18 protein-coding genes and 1 other annotated feature are annotated in these 17,046 nt (G+C 53.5%); of the genes, 7 read left to right on the top strand and 11 right to left on the bottom strand.

What is annotated here, in order from left to right:
* Positions 1–200: 200 nt before the first annotated feature.
* The 3 genes from clpB to rluD all read right to left on the bottom strand — a co-directional run bounded on the left by clpB (position 201) and on the right by rluD (position 4,612).
* Complete coding sequence (gene clpB, locus L2Y28_RS16385) at positions 201–2,774, bottom strand: ATP-dependent chaperone ClpB (RefSeq protein ID WP_022649055.1); 2,574 nt, start codon at positions 2,772–2,774, stop codon at positions 201–203.
* 129 nt (positions 2,775–2,903) lie between these two features.
* Positions 2,904–3,635: a purine nucleoside phosphorylase YfiH gene (gene yfiH, locus L2Y28_RS16390; RefSeq protein WP_022649056.1), complete on the bottom strand. Its 732-nt coding sequence runs from the start codon at positions 3,633–3,635 to the stop codon at positions 2,904–2,906.
* Positions 3,632–4,612 carry a 23S rRNA pseudouridine(1911/1915/1917) synthase RluD gene (gene rluD, locus L2Y28_RS16395; protein ID WP_022649057.1) on the bottom strand — a complete coding sequence of 327 codons (981 nt, stop codon included), beginning with the start codon at positions 4,610–4,612 and terminating at the stop codon, positions 3,632–3,634. Before rluD ends, yfiH begins: the two co-directional genes overlap by 4 nt.
* 131 nt (positions 4,613–4,743) lie before the next feature.
* Between rluD and bamD the strand changes: the two genes are divergently transcribed.
* The 4 genes from bamD (at position 4,744) to pheA (ending at position 7,511) form a co-directional block, all read left to right on the top strand.
* Positions 4,744–5,481 (top strand): outer membrane protein assembly factor BamD, encoded by a 738-nt coding sequence (bamD, locus tag L2Y28_RS16400; RefSeq protein ID WP_003863164.1) that lies wholly within the window; start codon positions 4,744–4,746, stop codon positions 5,479–5,481.
* A 267-nt stretch (positions 5,482–5,748) separates the two neighbouring features.
* On the top strand, positions 5,749–6,090 hold the full coding sequence (raiA, locus tag L2Y28_RS16405; RefSeq protein ID WP_003863162.1) for a ribosome-associated translation inhibitor RaiA: 342 nt from the start codon (positions 5,749–5,751) through the stop codon (positions 6,088–6,090).
* Between the two features lie 104 nt (positions 6,091–6,194).
* Positions 6,195–6,320: a sequence feature (Phe leader region), on the top strand.
* Positions 6,196–6,243: a pheA operon leader peptide PheL gene (pheL, locus tag L2Y28_RS16410; RefSeq protein ID WP_100229775.1), complete on the top strand. Its 48-nt coding sequence runs from the start codon at positions 6,196–6,198 to the stop codon at positions 6,241–6,243. (Overlaps the previous feature by 48 nt.)
* 30 nt (positions 6,321–6,350) lie before the next feature.
* Positions 6,351–7,511: a bifunctional chorismate mutase/prephenate dehydratase gene (gene pheA / locus L2Y28_RS16415; RefSeq protein ID WP_022649058.1), complete on the top strand. Its 1,161-nt coding sequence runs from the start codon at positions 6,351–6,353 to the stop codon at positions 7,509–7,511.
* Here pheA and L2Y28_RS16420 read toward each other — a convergent pair.
* The 3 genes from L2Y28_RS16420 to aroF are packed head-to-tail and all read right to left on the bottom strand — an operon-like array spanning position 7,508 to position 10,643.
* Positions 7,508–8,380 (bottom strand): SMP-30/gluconolactonase/LRE family protein, encoded by an 873-nt coding sequence (locus L2Y28_RS16420; protein ID WP_022649059.1) that lies wholly within the window; start codon positions 8,378–8,380, stop codon positions 7,508–7,510. The genes pheA and L2Y28_RS16420 overlap by 4 nt on opposite strands.
* Positions 8,381–8,440: 60 nt before the next feature.
* Positions 8,441–9,562, bottom strand: coding sequence for a bifunctional chorismate mutase/prephenate dehydrogenase (gene tyrA, locus L2Y28_RS16425; protein WP_022649060.1), 1,122 nt, complete (start codon positions 9,560–9,562; stop codon positions 8,441–8,443).
* A gap of 10 nt (positions 9,563–9,572) precedes the next feature.
* Positions 9,573–10,643, bottom strand: coding sequence for a 3-deoxy-7-phosphoheptulonate synthase AroF (gene aroF / locus L2Y28_RS16430; protein WP_006811632.1), 1,071 nt, complete (start codon positions 10,641–10,643; stop codon positions 9,573–9,575).
* Between the two features lie 478 nt (positions 10,644–11,121).
* Between aroF and L2Y28_RS16435 the strand changes: the two genes are divergently transcribed.
* Genes L2Y28_RS16435 through L2Y28_RS16445 form a run of 3 tightly spaced genes read left to right on the top strand, consistent with a single transcriptional unit; the run spans position 11,122 to position 13,366 of the window.
* Positions 11,122–11,658, top strand: coding sequence for a YfiR family protein (locus tag L2Y28_RS16435; protein WP_032622391.1), 537 nt, complete (start codon positions 11,122–11,124; stop codon positions 11,656–11,658).
* Positions 11,651–12,871 carry a diguanylate cyclase DgcN gene (gene dgcN, locus L2Y28_RS16440; protein ID WP_022649062.1) on the top strand — a complete coding sequence of 407 codons (1,221 nt, stop codon included), beginning with the start codon at positions 11,651–11,653 and terminating at the stop codon, positions 12,869–12,871. The genes L2Y28_RS16435 and dgcN overlap by 8 nt, the downstream gene beginning before the upstream one ends.
* 12 nt (positions 12,872–12,883) lie before the next feature.
* Positions 12,884–13,366 carry an OmpA family protein gene (locus tag L2Y28_RS16445; RefSeq protein WP_022649063.1) on the top strand — a complete coding sequence of 161 codons (483 nt, stop codon included), beginning with the start codon at positions 12,884–12,886 and terminating at the stop codon, positions 13,364–13,366.
* 2 nt (positions 13,367–13,368) lie between these two features.
* On the opposite strand, the gene L2Y28_RS16450 is transcribed toward L2Y28_RS16445, so the two are convergent.
* The 5 genes from L2Y28_RS16450 to rimM form a co-directional block, all read right to left on the bottom strand.
* Complete coding sequence (locus tag L2Y28_RS16450; RefSeq protein WP_022649064.1) at positions 13,369–14,739, bottom strand: PepSY domain-containing protein; 1,371 nt, start codon at positions 14,737–14,739, stop codon at positions 13,369–13,371.
* A 38-nt stretch (positions 14,740–14,777) separates the two neighbouring features.
* On the bottom strand, positions 14,778–15,182 hold the full coding sequence (locus L2Y28_RS16455) for a DUF2946 domain-containing protein (RefSeq protein ID WP_022649065.1): 405 nt from the start codon (positions 15,180–15,182) through the stop codon (positions 14,778–14,780).
* Positions 15,183–15,314: 132 nt separating this feature from the next.
* Positions 15,315–15,662 carry a 50S ribosomal protein L19 gene (gene rplS, locus L2Y28_RS16460; protein WP_002914145.1) on the bottom strand — a complete coding sequence of 116 codons (348 nt, stop codon included), beginning with the start codon at positions 15,660–15,662 and terminating at the stop codon, positions 15,315–15,317.
* Between the two features lie 43 nt (positions 15,663–15,705).
* Positions 15,706–16,473 carry a tRNA (guanosine(37)-N1)-methyltransferase TrmD gene (gene trmD / locus L2Y28_RS16465; RefSeq protein ID WP_003863138.1) on the bottom strand — a complete coding sequence of 256 codons (768 nt, stop codon included), beginning with the start codon at positions 16,471–16,473 and terminating at the stop codon, positions 15,706–15,708.
* 31 nt (positions 16,474–16,504) lie between these two features.
* The gene (gene rimM / locus L2Y28_RS16470) at positions 16,505–17,044 is read right to left on the bottom strand and encodes a ribosome maturation factor RimM (protein ID WP_003863136.1); all 540 of its coding nucleotides are present in this window, start codon (positions 17,042–17,044) and stop codon (positions 16,505–16,507) included.
* Positions 17,045–17,046 lie beyond the last annotated feature (2 nt).

Raw genomic sequence — 17,046 nt, forward strand, 5'->3', positions numbered from 1 at the left:
CTGCTGACCCGGCGGCTTGCGTGCCGTTGTTCCGTGTCAGTGGAGGCGCATTATAGGGAGTTATTCTGAGGCTGCAAGTGCAAAGTGAAAATTATTTACTGACTGCTCACTTTCCAGGCAAAACACATCTCAGACCTTAATTCTTGCCTGGTTTTTAAACAAAAACGAGCCGCAAGCGGCCCGTTTTTGCGTTTTGTGACTTACTGCACTGCCACAATTCGGTCTTCGTTGGCTTCCAGACGGATAACTTTGCCCGGAACCAGCTCCCCGGAAAGGATTTGCTGCGCCAGCGGGTTTTCGATCTGCTGCTGGATTGCACGTTTTAACGGACGCGCGCCATAAACAGGATCGTAACCATTCTCGCTCAGCAGTTTCAGCGCATCATCCGAGATGTGGATTTCATACCCACGCTCTTCCAGACGCTTGTACAGACGCTGCAACTGGATCTGCGCAATCGACGCAATGTGTTTCTCACCCAGCGGATGGAACACGACTACTTCATCAATACGGTTGATGAACTCCGGACGGAAGTTTTGGCTGACCACACCCAGCACCAGATCTTTCATATGGCTGTAATCCAGCTCACCGAAGCGTTCCTGAATCAAATCGGAACCCAGGTTCGAGGTCATGATCACCACCGTGTTACGGAAATCGACCGTTCTTCCCTGCCCGTCCGTCAGGCGTCCATCATCCAGCACCTGCAACAGAATGTTAAACACGTCAGGATGAGCCTTTTCCACTTCATCCAGCAGGATGACGGAATAAGGACGACGACGAACCGCTTCCGTCAGGTAACCGCCCTCTTCATAACCGACATATCCCGGAGGCGCACCGACCAGACGCGAGACAGAGTGTTTCTCCATAAACTCGGACATATCGATACGCACCATCGCGTCATCGCTGTCGAACATAAAGTTAGCCAGCGCTTTACACAGCTCGGTTTTACCGACACCGGTTGGCCCCAGGAACAGGAACGAGCCGATGGGACGATTCGGATCGGACAGCCCCGCACGGCTACGACGAATGGCGTTAGATACCGCTTCGACCGCTTCGTTCTGGCCAATGACGCGCTGATGCAGATCCTGCTCCATACGCAGCAGTTTTTCGCGTTCACTTTCCATCATGCGAGCTACAGGAATCCCCGTCCAGCGCGCCAGCACTTCGGCAATCTCGGCGTCCGTCACTTTATTACGCAACAGACGCATGGTTTTGCCTTCCGACTGCGTGGCGATCTCAAGCTGTTTTTCCAGCTCAGGGATCTTGCCGTACTGTAGCTCGGACATCCGCGCCAGGTCCCCTACGCGACGCGCCTGCTCAATGGCAATTTTCGCCTGCTCCAGCTCCGCCTTGATTGTCTGGGTGCCAGAGAGGGAGGCTTTCTCTGCTTTCCACTCTTCTTCCAGCTCAGAATACTGACGCTCTTTCTCATCCAGCTCTTCGTTGAGCATATCGAGGCGTTTCTTACTCGCTTCATCAGACTCTTTGTTCAATGCCTGCTGTTCCAGCTTGAGCTGAATAATGCGGCGATCGAGTCGGTCCAGCTCTTCCGGTTTCGAGTCAATCTGCATACGGATGCTGGACGCCGCTTCATCGATAAGGTCGATGGCTTTATCCGGCAACTGACGGTCGGCAATGTAACGATGCGAAAGCGTCGCCGCCGCAACGATGGCCGGGTCAGTGATCTGCACATGATGGTGCAGCTCATAACGCTCTTTCAGACCACGCAAAATCGCGATGGTATCTTCAACGCTTGGTTCTGCGACAAACACCTTCTGGAAGCGTCGCTCCAGCGCGGCATCTTTTTCAATGTACTGACGATACTCGTCCAGCGTAGTGGCACCGACGCAGTGAAGTTCACCACGTGCCAGCGCAGGTTTCAGCATGTTCCCTGCATCCATTGCGCCGTCAGCTTTACCTGCCCCCACCATAGTGTGCAGTTCGTCAATAAACAGGATGACGTTGCCTTCCTGTTTCGCCAGATCGTTCAGCACGCCTTTCAGACGCTCTTCAAATTCACCGCGGTATTTCGCCCCGGCCACCAGCGCGCCCATATCCAGCGCCAGTACGCGACGGCCTTTCAGCCCTTCGGGCACTTCGCCATTAACGATACGCTGCGCCAGCCCTTCAACGATGGCGGTTTTACCGACGCCAGGCTCACCAATCAGCACCGGGTTGTTTTTGGTACGGCGTTGCAGTACCTGAATAGTCCGGCGAATTTCTTCGTCGCGACCGATTACCGGGTCAAGTTTGCCCTGCTCGGCACGTTCGGTCAGATCGACCGTAAATTTTTTCAAAGCCTGACGTTGGTCTTCGGCTCCCTGGTCGTTCACGCTTTCACCTCCGCGCATTTTCTCAATCGCCTGGGTCACATTAGCGGTGGTTGCACCGGCGGATTTCAGCAGGTCGGTTAAGGTACCGCGTGATTCAAGCGCCGCCAGAACAAACAGCTCTGACGAAATAAAGTTGTCCCCACGTTTTTGCGCCAGCTTGTCGCAAAGGTTCAGTACACGCACCAGATCCTGTGACGGCTGTACGTCGCCACCGGTACCTTCTACCTGCGGTAAACGACTCAGCGCCTGATCGATGGCGGTGCGTAACTGGCCGGCATTAATGCCAGCGGACGTTAACAAAGGACGTATCGATCCCCCTTCCTGATTCAGCAAGGCGCTCATTAAATGAAGAGGTTCGATAAATTGGTTGTCGTGCCCCAGTGCGAGGGACTGGGCATCGGCGAGAGCAAGCTGGAATTTATTAGTAAGACGATCCAGACGCATAACTCCTCCCATAACAGGTCAAATTTGCTACTGGAGATTAAATGAGGTCATCCCTCAATTATTCAAGGTTAATAACCTGAATTATGTGAAAAGAAAACGGCGCGTACCGGATCGTCTTGATTCTTTAGGTTATATCAGCCAAATGAAACTTGCCATACGGCCTGTCGTCTTGTCGCGGCGCCAGGAGAAAAAATCACCCTTTTCGGTGAATGTACAGCGATCGCCGCCGAAGATCTGGGTCACGCCGACATTATTAAGGCGCTGGCGGGCAAGTTGATAAATATCGGCCAGATATTTATCGCCGGATGCCACAAACGCATTAACCGCCTGAGGATCTTTTTCCATAAAAGCTTGCCGAACCTCAGGCCCCACTTCAAATGCCTGCGGGCCAATCGCCGGGCCAAGCCAGGCGATGAGATTTGCAGAATCGTCCTGGAAGCAGGCAACGGTCTCTTCAAGTACGCCTTCACACAGGCCACGCCAGCCCGCATGCGCTGCTGCAATCTCCGTACCGGCACGGTTACAAAACAACACCGGCAGGCAATCAGCGGTCATCACCGCGCAAACCGTTCCCAGCGTATTGCTGTACGAAGCATCGGCGCGTTTAGACGCATAGGGCTCACCCGTCAGCTTCAGCACCGCTTTACCGTGCACCTGCTCAAGCCAGACCGGTTTTGAAGGAAGGTTTCCCGCAGCAAAGAGGCGTTTACGGTTCTCTTCGACGTGCTCCAGGTTATCGCCACAGTGCGCACCGAGGTTCAAAGACGCCCACGCACCCTGGCTCACGCCACCGATACGGGTCGAGCTACAGGCGGCCACGCCTTCAGGCAGCGGCCACTCCGGGACAATCAGTTTGGTCATAACCAGTCCACGTGATCCTTATGTTCTTCGAAATCTGCGCGCATCGCGTCGATAAGTTCCACCATATCCTGTGGGATAGGCGCATGCCATTCCATCTGAATTCCGGTGATTGGGTGGTAAAGACGTAGCATCGTCGCATGCAGCGCCTGGCGATCGAATTTACGCAGCACGGAGATGAATTCATCCGATGCGCCCTTTGGTGGACGCGGACGACCGCCGTAAACAGGGTCACCCACCAGCGGATGGGTAATATGCGCCATGTGCACGCGGATCTGGTGAGTACGCCCGGTTTCCAGACGCAGACGCAGGCGCGTATGAATACGGAAATGTTCCATGATGCGGTAATGGGTTACCGCCGGTTTACCCATCGGGTGCACGGACATATGCGTACGCTTGGTTGGATGACGACTAATCGGCTCTTCCACCGTGCCGCCAGAGGTCATATGACCAATGGCCACCGCTTCATACTCACGGGTGATTTCGCGCAGCTGCAAAGATTCCACCAGTCGAGTCTGGGCGGGGATCGTCTTCGCCACCACCATCAGACCCGTGGTGTCTTTATCCAGACGGTGAACGATACCGGCACGCGGTACGTCAGCTATCGGCGGGTAATAATGAAGGAGTGCGTTAAGTACCGTACCGTCAGGATTACCCGCGCCCGGATGGACGACAAAGTCACGCGGTTTGTTGATGACCAGAATATCGTCATCTTCGTAGACGATATCCAGCGGGATATCCTGCGGCTCGAAGCGGACTTCCTCTTCGATTTCAGCATTGATGGCGACAGCTTCCCCACCAAACACTTTCTCTTTTGGTTTGTCCCAGATCTTGCCGTTTACCAGCACGCGCTGGTCAAGGATCCATTCTTTTATACGTGAACGCGAATAATCAGGGAACAATTCGGCCAAAGCCTGATCTAAGCGTTGACCGAGCTGATTTTCGGAGACTGTTGCGGTGAGTTCTACTCGTTGTGCCATAAACTGCTTCTTCGTTTAACGTTGGGTTTTACGGCTTTGCCGTTTAATATAGTGTGCTATTGTAGCTGGTCTTAATCGGGAGCAGGAACTGAGTTTCTCCCGGACAAACATTTGAGGAAAGTCAAAACGTCATGACGCGCATGAAATATCTGGTGGCAGCGGCCACGTTGAGCCTGGCTTTGGTGGGCTGCTCCGGTTCGAATGAACAGGTCCCTGACAATCCGCCGAATGAAATCTATGCGACTGCACAACAAAAGTTGCAGGACGGTAACTGGAAACAGGCGATAACGCAACTGGAAGCGTTGGATAATCGCTATCCGTTTGGTCCGTATTCACAGCAGGTACAGTTAGATCTTATCTACGCCTACTATAAAAATGCCGATCTGCCGCTGGCTCAGGCAACGATCGATCGTTTCATGCGTCTGAACCCTACCCATCCTAACATCGATTACGTGATGTACATGCGCGGCCTGACTAACATGGCGCTGGATGACAGTGCATTGCAGGGCTTCTTCGGGGTGGATCGTTCTGACCGTGACCCGCAACATGCGCGTGATGCTTTCAATGACTTCTCCAAACTGGTGCGTAGCTACCCGAACAGCCAGTACATTACCGATGCCACTAAGCGTCTGGTGTTCCTGAAAGATCGTCTGGCGAAATACGAGTACTCCGTCGCGGAATACTACACTCGCCGTGGCGCATGGGTTGCCGTGGTTAACCGTGTAGAAGGCATGCTGCGTGATTATCCAGATACCCAGGCCACGCGTGATGGCCTGAAGCTGATGGAGAATGCGTATCGCCAGATGCAGATGACGGCTCAGGCTGACAAAGTGGCGAAAATCATCGCCGCGAACAGCAGCAACACCTGATACCGCTACGACGCATAACGGCAGCCCGCAGGCTGCCGTTTTTTTATTCTTTCAGACTTACGCTGAAGCGGTTTAGCTTCAACACATCCAGTCAACTATGACCGCAATTGCTGGCTTCGACAAGGTAAATCTCACCTCTTCCTGCCCTGCCTCACAAAAAAGATTCCCTGACAAAAACCGACAAAATAACGTGATCTAAATCACACATTTTGACATTAGGTCGGGTATGCTGGAATCACCAAGACGGAAAGACAAGAGGTAAAATTTATGACAATGAACATTACCAGTAAACAAATGGAAATTACTCCGGCAATCCGCCAGCACGTCGCAGACCGTCTCGCCAAACTGGATAAATGGCAAACACATTTGATTAATCCACATATCATCCTGTCCAAGGAGCCGCAGGGTTTCATCGCTGATGCAACTATCAATACTCCAAACGGCCATCTGGTCGCCAGCGCAAAACACGAGGATATGTACACCGCAATTAACGATTTGATCAACAAGCTGGAACGGCAGCTCAATAAAGTGCAACACAAAGGTGAAGCACGTCGCGCCGCAACCTCGGTGAAAGACGCCAGCTTCGCGGAAGAAGTTGAAGAAGAGTAATCCTCTAAAATTGAGTGTACCGACAACGCGCCTTCGGGCGCGTTTTTTATTGACAGGATCAAAACAGTGCAGGTACTTTAACCCTATCATTTTCAGGATGACCTTATGAAACAGACGCCGTTTTTCTTCGCATTCTTTTTTACCTTCCCCTGACCGGGAGGCGTTTCGTCGTGTGATAAAGAATGCGAAGACGAACAACAAGGCCTCCCACACCGGGAGGCCTTTTTTATTGATAACGATAAAATGAGACAGACAACACTATGACACCGGAAAACCCGCTCCTGGATTTACGCGTAAAAATCAGTGCACTCGACGAAAAATTACTGGCCCTGCTGGCCGAACGCCGCGCGCTCGCCGTTGAAGTGGGCAAAGCGAAGCTCGAGTCCCATCGGCCGGTGCGCGATATCGATCGCGAACGTGATTTACTGGAACGGTTGATTCAACTCGGCAAAGCGCATCATCTGGATGCGCACTACATCACCCGCCTGTTCCAGCTCATCATTGAAGATTCCGTTCTGACGCAACAGGCCCTGCTCCAGCAGCATCTGAACAAAACCAACCCGCACTCTGCTCGTATCGCTTTCCTCGGCCCGAAAGGGTCCTATTCTCACCTGGCGGCTCGCCAGTACGCAGCCCGCCATTTCGAAGAGTTTATTGAGAGCGGCTGCGCGAAATTTGCAGACATTTTCAACCAGGTCGAAACCGGCCAGGCAGATTACGCCGTGGTGCCTATTGAGAACACCAGTTCCGGCGCCATCAACGATGTTTACGATCTGCTCCAGCACACCAGCCTGTCGTTAGTCGGCGAGTTGACTATCCCTATCGATCACTGCGTGCTGGTCTCTGGCTCAACCGATCTGAGTCAGATCGAAACGGTGTACAGCCACCCGCAGCCGTTCCAGCAGTGCAGCCAGTTCCTGAACCGTTATCCGCACTGGAAAATTGAATACACCGAAAGCACCTCGGCGGCGATGGAAAAAGTGGCGCAGGCAAACTCTTCTGCCGTCGCGGCTCTCGGTAGCGAAGCGGGCGGCGCGCTGTATGGCTTACAGGTGCTGGAACGCAATCTGGCCAACCAGACGCAGAATATCACCCGTTTCGTGGTTCTGGCCCGCAAGGCCATCAACGTGTCGGACCAGGTCCCGGCGAAAACCACCCTGTTGATGGCGACCGGCCAGCAGGCGGGTGCGCTGGTTGAAGCGCTGCTGGTGCTGCGTAATCACAACCTGATCATGACGAAGCTGGAATCCCGCCCAATACATGGCAACCCGTGGGAAGAGATGTTTTATCTCGACGTTCAGGCCAACCTGGAGTCTGCATCCATGCAGAAAGCCCTGCGCGAACTGGGCGAGATCACACGCTCCATGAAAGTGCTGGGCTGCTATCCGAGCGAAACCGTGGTCCCGGTCGATCCGGCTTAATGTTCGATAAAGCGGCTTTTCTTCATCCCTGCCACATTTACAGGCAGGGTGAAGATGGCACCGGAAAGCGGATATTTCGCCAGCTCCTCCGCCTCCATATTTTCCCGCGTGGTGGTGATAAACAGCGTTTTCATATCGTCGCCGCCAAAGCAGACCATTGTCGGGCAGCGTACCGGCAGCCGGTACTCTTCGAGCTGTTCGCCTTGCGGTGAAAACCGTGCGATACGCCAGCCGTCAAACAGTGCGCTCCAGTAGCAGCCTTCCTCATCCATTGCCGCACCGTCGGGAATACCGTCTCCCTCGCTAAACCGGCGAAACTCTTCGCGCTTACCGGGTTCCCCCTGCTCATCAAGCGGCGTACGGTAAATCACACCGTTCGGCGTATCAGAAGTAAACATCCACCGTTTGTCAGGACTAAACGCTAAACCGTTATGCCCCTGAATATCGCACTGGATCACTTTCGGTGTCAGGTCGTTGTCGATACGCATCAACATGGCGCCGTTATAATCTCCCGGCCCCCAGAACGTGCCCGCATAAAACCGTCCCTGATGGTCGGTGCCTCCATCGTTAAAGCGTGCAAGCTGCGGGTTGGACGGGTTATCGCAAACCTTACGCTGGAGCAGGCCGTGTTTATCGGTCAGCCAGATGGCGTTTCGCATCGCGACGATAAATCCGCCGCGTTCACGCAGGGCAAAACACCCAACTTCTTCATGGAATGAGAGCACCGAGTGTTCCGCGGTGGGCAGATGGTACCGATGAATCTCCCCTTCCAGAATATCCGCCCAGTAGAGCGCCTTCTCTTCAGCACTCCACGTCGGGCATTCGGGCAGATGCCCGGTATAGTTCAACAGCAGCTGCGGTTCAGCCATGACAGTTCCCCAAAATGAAAAAAGCCAGCATTGCTGGCTTTCAGTATATACATCATCAGATTACTGGCGACTGTCATTTGCCTGGCGCAACAGCGTGCGGCTTTCACTCTGGAATCGCGTGGCGTAATCACCGAACCAGTGCTCCACTTTACGGAAACTGTCGATAAACGCTTGTTTATCGCCGTGTTCCAGCAAGGTGATCGCTTCGCCAAAACGCTGATAGTAGCGCTTGATCAGCGCCAGGTTATTTTCAGACGACATGATGATGTCGGCGTAAAGCTGTGGATCCTGGGCAAACAGTCGCCCGACCATCGCCAGCTCCAGACGATAAATTGGCGAGGAAAGCGCCAGCAATTGTTCAAGCTGAACGTTCTCTTCCGCCAGGTGCAGACCATAGGCGAAGGTTGCAAAGTGGCGCAGCGCCTGAATAAACGCCATGTTCTGATCGTGCTCAACCGCACTGATACGGTGCAAACGTGCCCCCCAGACCTGAATCTGTTCCAGGAACCACTGATACGCTTCCGGCTGACGACCGTCGCAGTAAACCACTACCTGCTTCGCCAGGCTGCCGCTGTCCGGGCCAAACATCGGGTGTAACCCAAGCACGGGCCCGGTGTGCGCCGCCAGCATTGCCTGTAGAGGGCCATTTTTAACGGACGCCAGATCCACCAGAATGCAATCTTCCGGCAGCGGAGGAAGTTTCGCGATAATCTGCTCCGTCACATGAATCGGTACGCTGACGATAACCATTCCGGCATCCTTCATGAGTTCCGGCGCATGCGGCCAGTCCTCTTTTTCCAGGATGCGCACCTGATAGCCAGAAAGCGTCAGCATTTTTTCAAACAGACGCCCCATCTGGCCGCCGCCACCGACAATCACCACCGGACGCAGCGACGGACAGAGAGTTTTGAAGCCCTTGTCGTTTTCGCTGGAATAGGATTCCCGCATCACACGACGCAGGACATCTTCAATTAAGTCCGGTGAAACGCCCAGCGCCTGTGCCTCTTTACGGCGGGAGGCGAGCATAGAGGCCTCACGCTCCGGAACGTAAATTGGCAGGCCGTATTTGCTTTTAACTTCGCCGACCTCAGCAACCAGTGCCATGCGGCGCGCCAGCAGGTCCAGCAACGCCTTATCCACTTCATCAATTTGATCGCGTAATGCGGTCAATTCAGCAACCATAACTATCCTCTTATGCCAGACGCGTCGCCAGCTGGCCGTTCAAATCTTTGTGGATCTCACGCAGTAGCGCATCAGTGGTTTCCCAGCTGATGCAAGCATCCGTGACGGAGACGCCGGGCTTCATCGCGCTACGCGGCTGTTCCGATGACTGATTGCCTTCATGAATATTACTTTCAATCATCAGGCCGATAATTGAACGGTTACCATCTTTAATCTGTGCAATCACAGATTCTGCAACCGCAGGCTGGCGACGGTAATCTTTATTCGAATTACCATGACTGCAATCTACCATCAGCGCCGGACGCAGTCCCGCCTGTTCCATCTCTTTTTCACACTGCGCGACATCCGCCGGGCTGTAGTTTGGCGCTTTACCACCGCGCAGGATCACATGCCCGTCCGGATTGCCCTGCGTTTGCAGCAGGCATACCTGGCCCGCCTGGTTGATCCCGACAAAACGATGGGGCATAGCGGCGGCGCGCATGGCGTTAATCGCCGTAGCCAGGCTGCCGTCGGTACCGTTTTTAAAACCAACCGGCATAGACAGGCCAGACGCCATCTCGCGGTGGGTTTGTGACTCGGTGGTGCGCGCCCCAATCGCAGACCAGCTAAACAGATCGCCGAGGTACTGCGGGCTGTTCGGATCCAGCGCTTCGGTTGCCAGCGGCAGCCCCATGCTGACCAGCTCCACAAGCAGGCGACGCGCAATCTTCAGGCCCGCTTCCACATCAAACGAGCCATCCATGTGCGGATCGTTAATCAACCCTTTCCAGCCAACCGTTGTACGTGGCTTTTCAAAATAGACGCGCATCACCAGATAGAGGCTATCGCTGACCTCCTCCGCTAATGCTTTAAATCGACGAGCGTACTCAATGGCGGTTTCAGGATCGTGAATGGAGCAAGGACCACATACCACCAGCAGGCGCGGATCGCGGCCTGCGATAATGTCAGAAATGGTCTGGCGAGAGTGCTCAATCTGAGCTTCCTGCGCGACGCTCAGCGGGAATTCCGCCTTCAGTTGATCCGGGGTGATTAACACCTGTTCGTCAGTGATATGTACGTTGTTCAGCGCGTCTTTTTGCATGATTGCGATCCTGTAAAACTCGTTTGCGATAGTGGTTTTCCTCGAAGAGGTGACACAACGATAACACATCAAGTAAAGATTTCAATCCAAAATACGTACAGATTATTTTACAGCAGCCATTTTAATGCCAAATTACAGGTTAAAATCGTAAACATAAAATTACACATACGCTTTTAACGCCAGTCTACGCTCACACCAGGCACGCTATCCCGGCGCTGGCCGTTAGCTTAATTATCCTCGGGTGAATTGAGGGAAAGTTGCGTGGCTACATAAATCCTGGCAACAAAAAATGAATAAAAGTATGAATTCCAGCAGACTTAATTGAGCCTGCCTAAATTACTTTGAATATCGTGCTCTGTAAGATTTAGCTTAGGTCAAGACAGGGATATTTCTGACATAATGACGGCTTTGAGAAAGAATGGTATTCTGCCGGAAATTCATAAGGGCATCTATTTCCGGGGCGGTTTGGCGGATTCTGATGAGAAATACATTCTTGATCGCTTTGCTTCACCTCCCCCTGGCGCTAATGCTGTTCATTTTGGTGAACCCTGCAAGGGCAGGCTCGCTCACGGAAACGGATAAATCGGTACGTTCGATTGTTTCTGGTATTGTAAGCTACACCCGATGGCCAGCACTTTCCGGCCAGCCTAAGCTCTGTATTTATGCCTCTTCCCGTTACAGACAGGCGCTCAGCAGTGAAGATGTAAATAACCCGTTGCCCTATAGTCCTGTCATTGTGCATAGCGATCGGGAAGCACTCACAGCAAGGTGCGATGCCCTCTATTTCGGGAGCGAATCACCGGCAAAACAACAGGAAATAATAAATCAATATCAGGGCCAGGCGTTGCTATTAATGTCAGAGCAAAATCCTGAATGCGTTATTGGCAGCGCATTTTGTCTGATAATAGAGCACAACAAGGTCAGGTTTTCCGTAAATCTGGATGCGCTGACGCGCAGTGGCGTAAGAGTCAATCCGGATGTATTAATGCTCGCACGGAATAAGAAGCATGAATAAGGAAGTCACACCAACACCGCGTCCGACGTTTAAAAGAACGTTGCGGCGAATCAGCATGATAAGCGTCATTATAACGATGACGTTTATATGGTTGCTGCTGTGTTTCGCTTCCGTGGTGACATTAAAGCAATACGCGCAAAAAAACCTCGAACTCACCGGCGCCACCATGAGCCACAGCCTTGAGGCTTCTCTGGTGTTCAACGATGCCGTGGCGGCAAATGAAACGCTGGCGACCCTCGGCAAGCAGGGGCAATTTGCCGTGGCGGAAGTGCTTAATGCACATCATAAACGGTTTGCCTGGTGGTCGTGGAACCCGGCGGATAATACCGACACGCTGGGCGCGCTGGTCAACCGGTGGTTGTTCCCTGTTCCTGTCGCACAGCCCATCATACATAACGGTAATGTGATTGGCGAAATTCGTCTGACCGCACGAGACAGCCTGATTAGCCACTTTATCTGGCTCTCATTTGCGGTCCTCACCGGCTGCATTCTTTTTGCCTCTGCCGTCGCATTGACCATCACCCGCTTGCTACATCATGGCATGGTTGTTGAAATGCAAAACATCACTGACGTTGTGCATGACGTCCGTACCAACCGCAACTTCTCTCGCCGGGTAACGGAAGGCCGCATTGAAGAGTTCCACCAGTTTGGTGAAGACTTCAACAGCCTGCTGGATGAAATGGAAGAGTGGCAGCTCAAGCTACAGGCGAAAAACGCTCAACTGTTGCGTACCGCCATGCACGATCCGCTCACGGGGCTTGCAAACCGCGCCGCGTTTCGCAACAACATTGCGGCCTTAATGAATGACGCTTCGGCAAAGACCAATTCTGCCCTGCTCTTCCTGGATGGTGATAACTTCAAGTTTATTAACGACACCTGGGGCCATGCCGCGGGCGACTGCGTACTGATCGAAGCCGCAAAAAGGATGGTCGAATTTGGCGAAAAACGTCATCAGTCTTACCGTCTTGGCGGCGACGAGTTTGCCATGATCCTTTATGGCGTCCACACCGCGCGTGAGGTCGAATATATTTGCGCTGCGCTGTCGCAGCAATTTATCCGTCCGTTTGATCTGCATAACGGACACACAGCATCAATGTCACTCAGCATTGGCTTTGCTCTGGCGTGGGAAAATGCCTCCGTCGAGGCATTACTGGAGCAAGCCGATCGCAATATGTACCTGGTCAAAAACCAGCGTTCGAAAACAACACCCTGAAAGGAAGACGATATGTTGAAGCGATACTTCGCGCCGTTGTTACTGGCATCTCTGGTTATGTCCGGGTGCCAGACGACGGAGGGTAAATTCACACCAGAGCAAATCGCGGCCATGAAGTCCTACGGCTTTAACGAACTGAATGGCGACTGGTCCCTGGGCCTGTCGGATAAGATCCTGTTTGATAAAAATGACGCCAGACTGCGTCCGGAAAGTGAAACGCAGATCCAGACTATGGCCTCACGTCTGGCGGCAACCGGTCTGAATCACGCCCGGATGGACGGCCATACGGATAACTATGGCGAAGAGAGCTACAACGAAGCGCTTTCGTTAAAACGTGCCAATGTTGTAGCGGATGCCTGGGCGAAGGGCGCGAACATCCCGCGCAGCAACCTCACTACGCGGGGTTTAGGCAAAAAATACCCTCTCAGCAGCAACCGTACTGCGCAAGGGCGCGCTGAAAACCGCCGTGTTGCGGTAGTTATCAGCACGCCTTAAGGCTATTTAGCGGATGTGCCGGCGAGCGACACGCCTGAAGCCGCTCGCCAGCGCAGCCAGTCAATCACGATAAATACCGCCAGACTGACGCCCATTACCGGCAACGCCAGCCCCAGCAGGAGGCTTATCATGAACGTCACTCCTCTTCCCCACAGCGGCAATGCCAGCCAGCTTTGACAGAGCGTCTGTACCGGGTTCGCGGCTGACGTCGCAGGACGACGCATCCACCACATCCGGTATCCCCAGATAATCAGCACGCACAGCGCAACGCCAAACGCGATGAGCAGCAGCTGATTTGCCAGACCAAACAGGATCCCCATATGGAAATCCACGCCCCAGCGGGTGAGTTTAGCCATCAGCGGGAAATCCCCAAAGCGAGTCCTGTCCAGCACCTTCAGAGAGTGGGGGTCCACGGCAACGGCATCAACCTGCGTCGGCCAGCGGCGATCGATTTCCGTCACCGTCCAGGCCTGGTCGACCCTGCTTGCCGGACGGATCTCAACCTTTTTCGCATCAATTCCTGACTGGCGGGCGGCCTGCAATACGCTGTCAAAAAGCGACAGTTCAACAGGCATTTCAGGCATCGACATTCCGCCGTGATGACCACGATGTTCGGCGTGTTCATCCATCATTTCCGGCGCACCGGAAAGGGTGGTGTTTACCTGCGGCGTCAGCCAGTTCATCTCTGCACGCAGCTTATCGACGTTGCCACCGGCCCATTGTGACCAGGTTAACCCGGTGACTGAGAACAGCAGCATTCCCGCCAGTAACGTCCAGCCTAAGATCACATGCAGGCGACGACGATTCTGGAAACGATTGTTAATACGGCGCTTCGGTCGGGTATAGAACCACAGCGCGATCCCGCCCAGGGCAGCAACCCACATCCACGAGGCGGCTAACTCGCTATAGAGGCGCCCGAGGTTGCCCAGCATCAGCGAGGTATGCAGATAATCGATAGTCTGACGCAGCGGTAAAATCCCGCTGGTGCCGTATACGGTCATATCCCCTCGAACCTCAAGGCTGGCGGGATCAATAAAAATAGCCCGATGCTCGGAGGGACCCAGCGCCGGGTCGGCAAACATCACGCGGGTCGTTTCGCCCTCTTCCAGCCCCGGACGAACGGCATGCAGACGCAGATCTGATTCTACGGCCTTTTCGGCCGCGGCAATTTGTGCAGCAAGAGGCTGCGCCTCACCCACGGCATCCGTGTGGAGTGCATGATGGTACAGCGCATTTTCAAGCTGCGGCGTGGCGACATACAGCGTACCGGTCAGCGCTGCGAAGAAAATAAACGGACCAACAAACAGCCCGATATAGAAATGGAGGCGACGCAGCAGGTTTCCCCATGCCGCGCGCGGAGTGCAGGTAGTCATACTTTTCCTTTTTAAGGCAAAAAGTGAGTGATTTTGTTTTAAAGGGAGAAAGCAGACCGACGCGGCGGCGCGCGGGTATCGGGGTAAAGCCAGGGGAAAAAGTGCCAGTGGCTGACCGCCTGACGAGGCGGCTTCATGCGCAACCGCTGCAACACCACGCTGAGCAGAACGATAAGCGCCAGCATCACGCCCGGCACATGCGCTAACAGCACGCAGTAGCCGCAGGCTTCCGCATGGTCAACTGGCATGGAATGCGGCATATCCCCATGATGCTCGTCCATCGACATCATGCTCATGTCATGGTGCATGCCCGGCATGGCGCTCATGGGATCTTTTTGCAGCGAGACGGAGATCAGCGGCGCCACGACGATCAGCAGGATCGCAAACAGCGCGGTCAATGCCGCTGCGCGTTTCCAGCTATGCTGATGCAGTACGTTATCCACTTACCCTCCCCCCAAGAGGCGAACATTGTAAATGATTTATGACGGAAGGGTTAACGCGAGAGTTGCGATGAGATAAAAAAAGGGCCAGCCTTTCGGCCAGCCCTTTCTGACAGGATGTCGCTTAAGCGAATCTTAGTTCAGACGCTCTTTAATACGAGCAGACTTACCAGTACGCTCACGCAGGTAGTACAGTTTAGCTTTACGTACAGCACCACGACGTTTAACAGCAATGCTGTCAACTACCGGAGAGTGAGTCTGGAAGACACGCTCAACGCCTTCGCCGTTGGAAATTTTACGAACAGTGAATGCAGAGTGCAGACCGCGGTTACGAATAGCGATAACCACGCCCTCGAATGCCTGCAGACGTTTTTTGGAACCTTCAACAACCCATACTTTCACTTCCACGGTGTCACCTGGACGGAAGGAAGGTACGTCCTGCTTCATCTGCTCTTGTTCAAGTTGCTTAATAATGTTGCTCATAATTTAATCTCTTATCCTGGGTAAACTGATATTCGGGAGCGTATTACGCTTTCCCATCATGTTCATGCTGCTGGTGCGCGTGTTCGGTTTTGAACTCGGCCAGCAACTTTGCTTGCTCTTCAGTCAGAGCCAGGTTTTCCAGAAGTTCAGGTCTTCTAAGCCAGGTCCGGCCCAGCGACTGCTTCAAACGCCAGCGACGTATCTCGGCATGGTTTCCAGACAGTAACACTGCCGGGACTTCCATCCCTTCTAACACTTCAGGACGAGTATAGTGTGGACAGTCCAGCAATCCATCGGCAAAGGAATCTTCCGTTGCCGAAGCTTCATGGCCCAGAACCCCCGGAATAAACCGGGCGACGGAGTCAATCAACGTCATTGCTGGTAGCTCACCACCGCTGAGAACGTAATCGCCGATAGACCATTCTTCGTCAATCTCGGTTTGAATTACGCGCTCATCTATCCCTTCGTAGCGACCACAGACCAGAATCAGCTTTTGATTCGTCGCCAGTTCGCTCACGCCCGCTTGATCAAGCTTGCGTCCCTGAGGTGACAGATAAATCACCTTCGCGCCTTCACCTGCCGCGGCTTTTGCTGTGTGAATGGCGTCCCGTAAGGGTTGCACCATCATCAACATCCCCGGTCCGCCGCCGTAAGGACGATCGTCCACGGTACGGTGCCGGTCATGCGTGAAGTCACGAGGACTCCAGCTCTGGATGCTCAGCAGGCCATTCTTTACTGCCCGGCCAGTTACCCCGTAATCGGTAATCGCGCGGAACATTTCAGGAAACAGGCTAATTATGCCAATCCACATAGCGCCGTCTTTTACCGTTTATCCGGAGAATTTAAAAACCAGGATCCCAATCTACTTCAATGGTTTGAGTAGTGAGATCGACTTTCTTGATAACCTGTCCATCGAGGAACGGGACCAACCGCTCCTTGATGCCAAATGCATCTTTCAGGTTTGCCTTAATGACGAGAACGTCATTTGACCCGGTTTCCATCATGTCGATGACTTTCCCCAGGCTGTAGCCTTCAGTGGTCACTACCTGGCAACCCATAAGGTCTTTCCAGTAGTAGTCACCCTCTTCCAGTTGCGGCAACTGCGACGAATCCACGACAATTTCACAATTAGTCAGCGCATTCGCGGCATCTCGATCGTCAATGCCTTTCAGCTTGATGATGATGTCCTGATTGTGGTGACGCCAGCTTTCCAGCTCGACCTCTTCCCACTTACCGGCTTTCTGGATAAACCAGGGCTGGTAATCAAAAATGCTATCAGCGTCTTCAGTGGAGGAAAACACTCTGAGCCAACCACGGATACCGTAGCAAGAACCCATTTTTCCCAATACGATCGGTTCAACAGGTGCTTTATTGCTCATCATGA

The sequence above is a fragment of the Enterobacter sp. JH25 genome, from assembly GCF_021725435.1.
Classification (GTDB): domain Bacteria; phylum Pseudomonadota; class Gammaproteobacteria; order Enterobacterales; family Enterobacteriaceae; genus Enterobacter; species Enterobacter intestinihominis.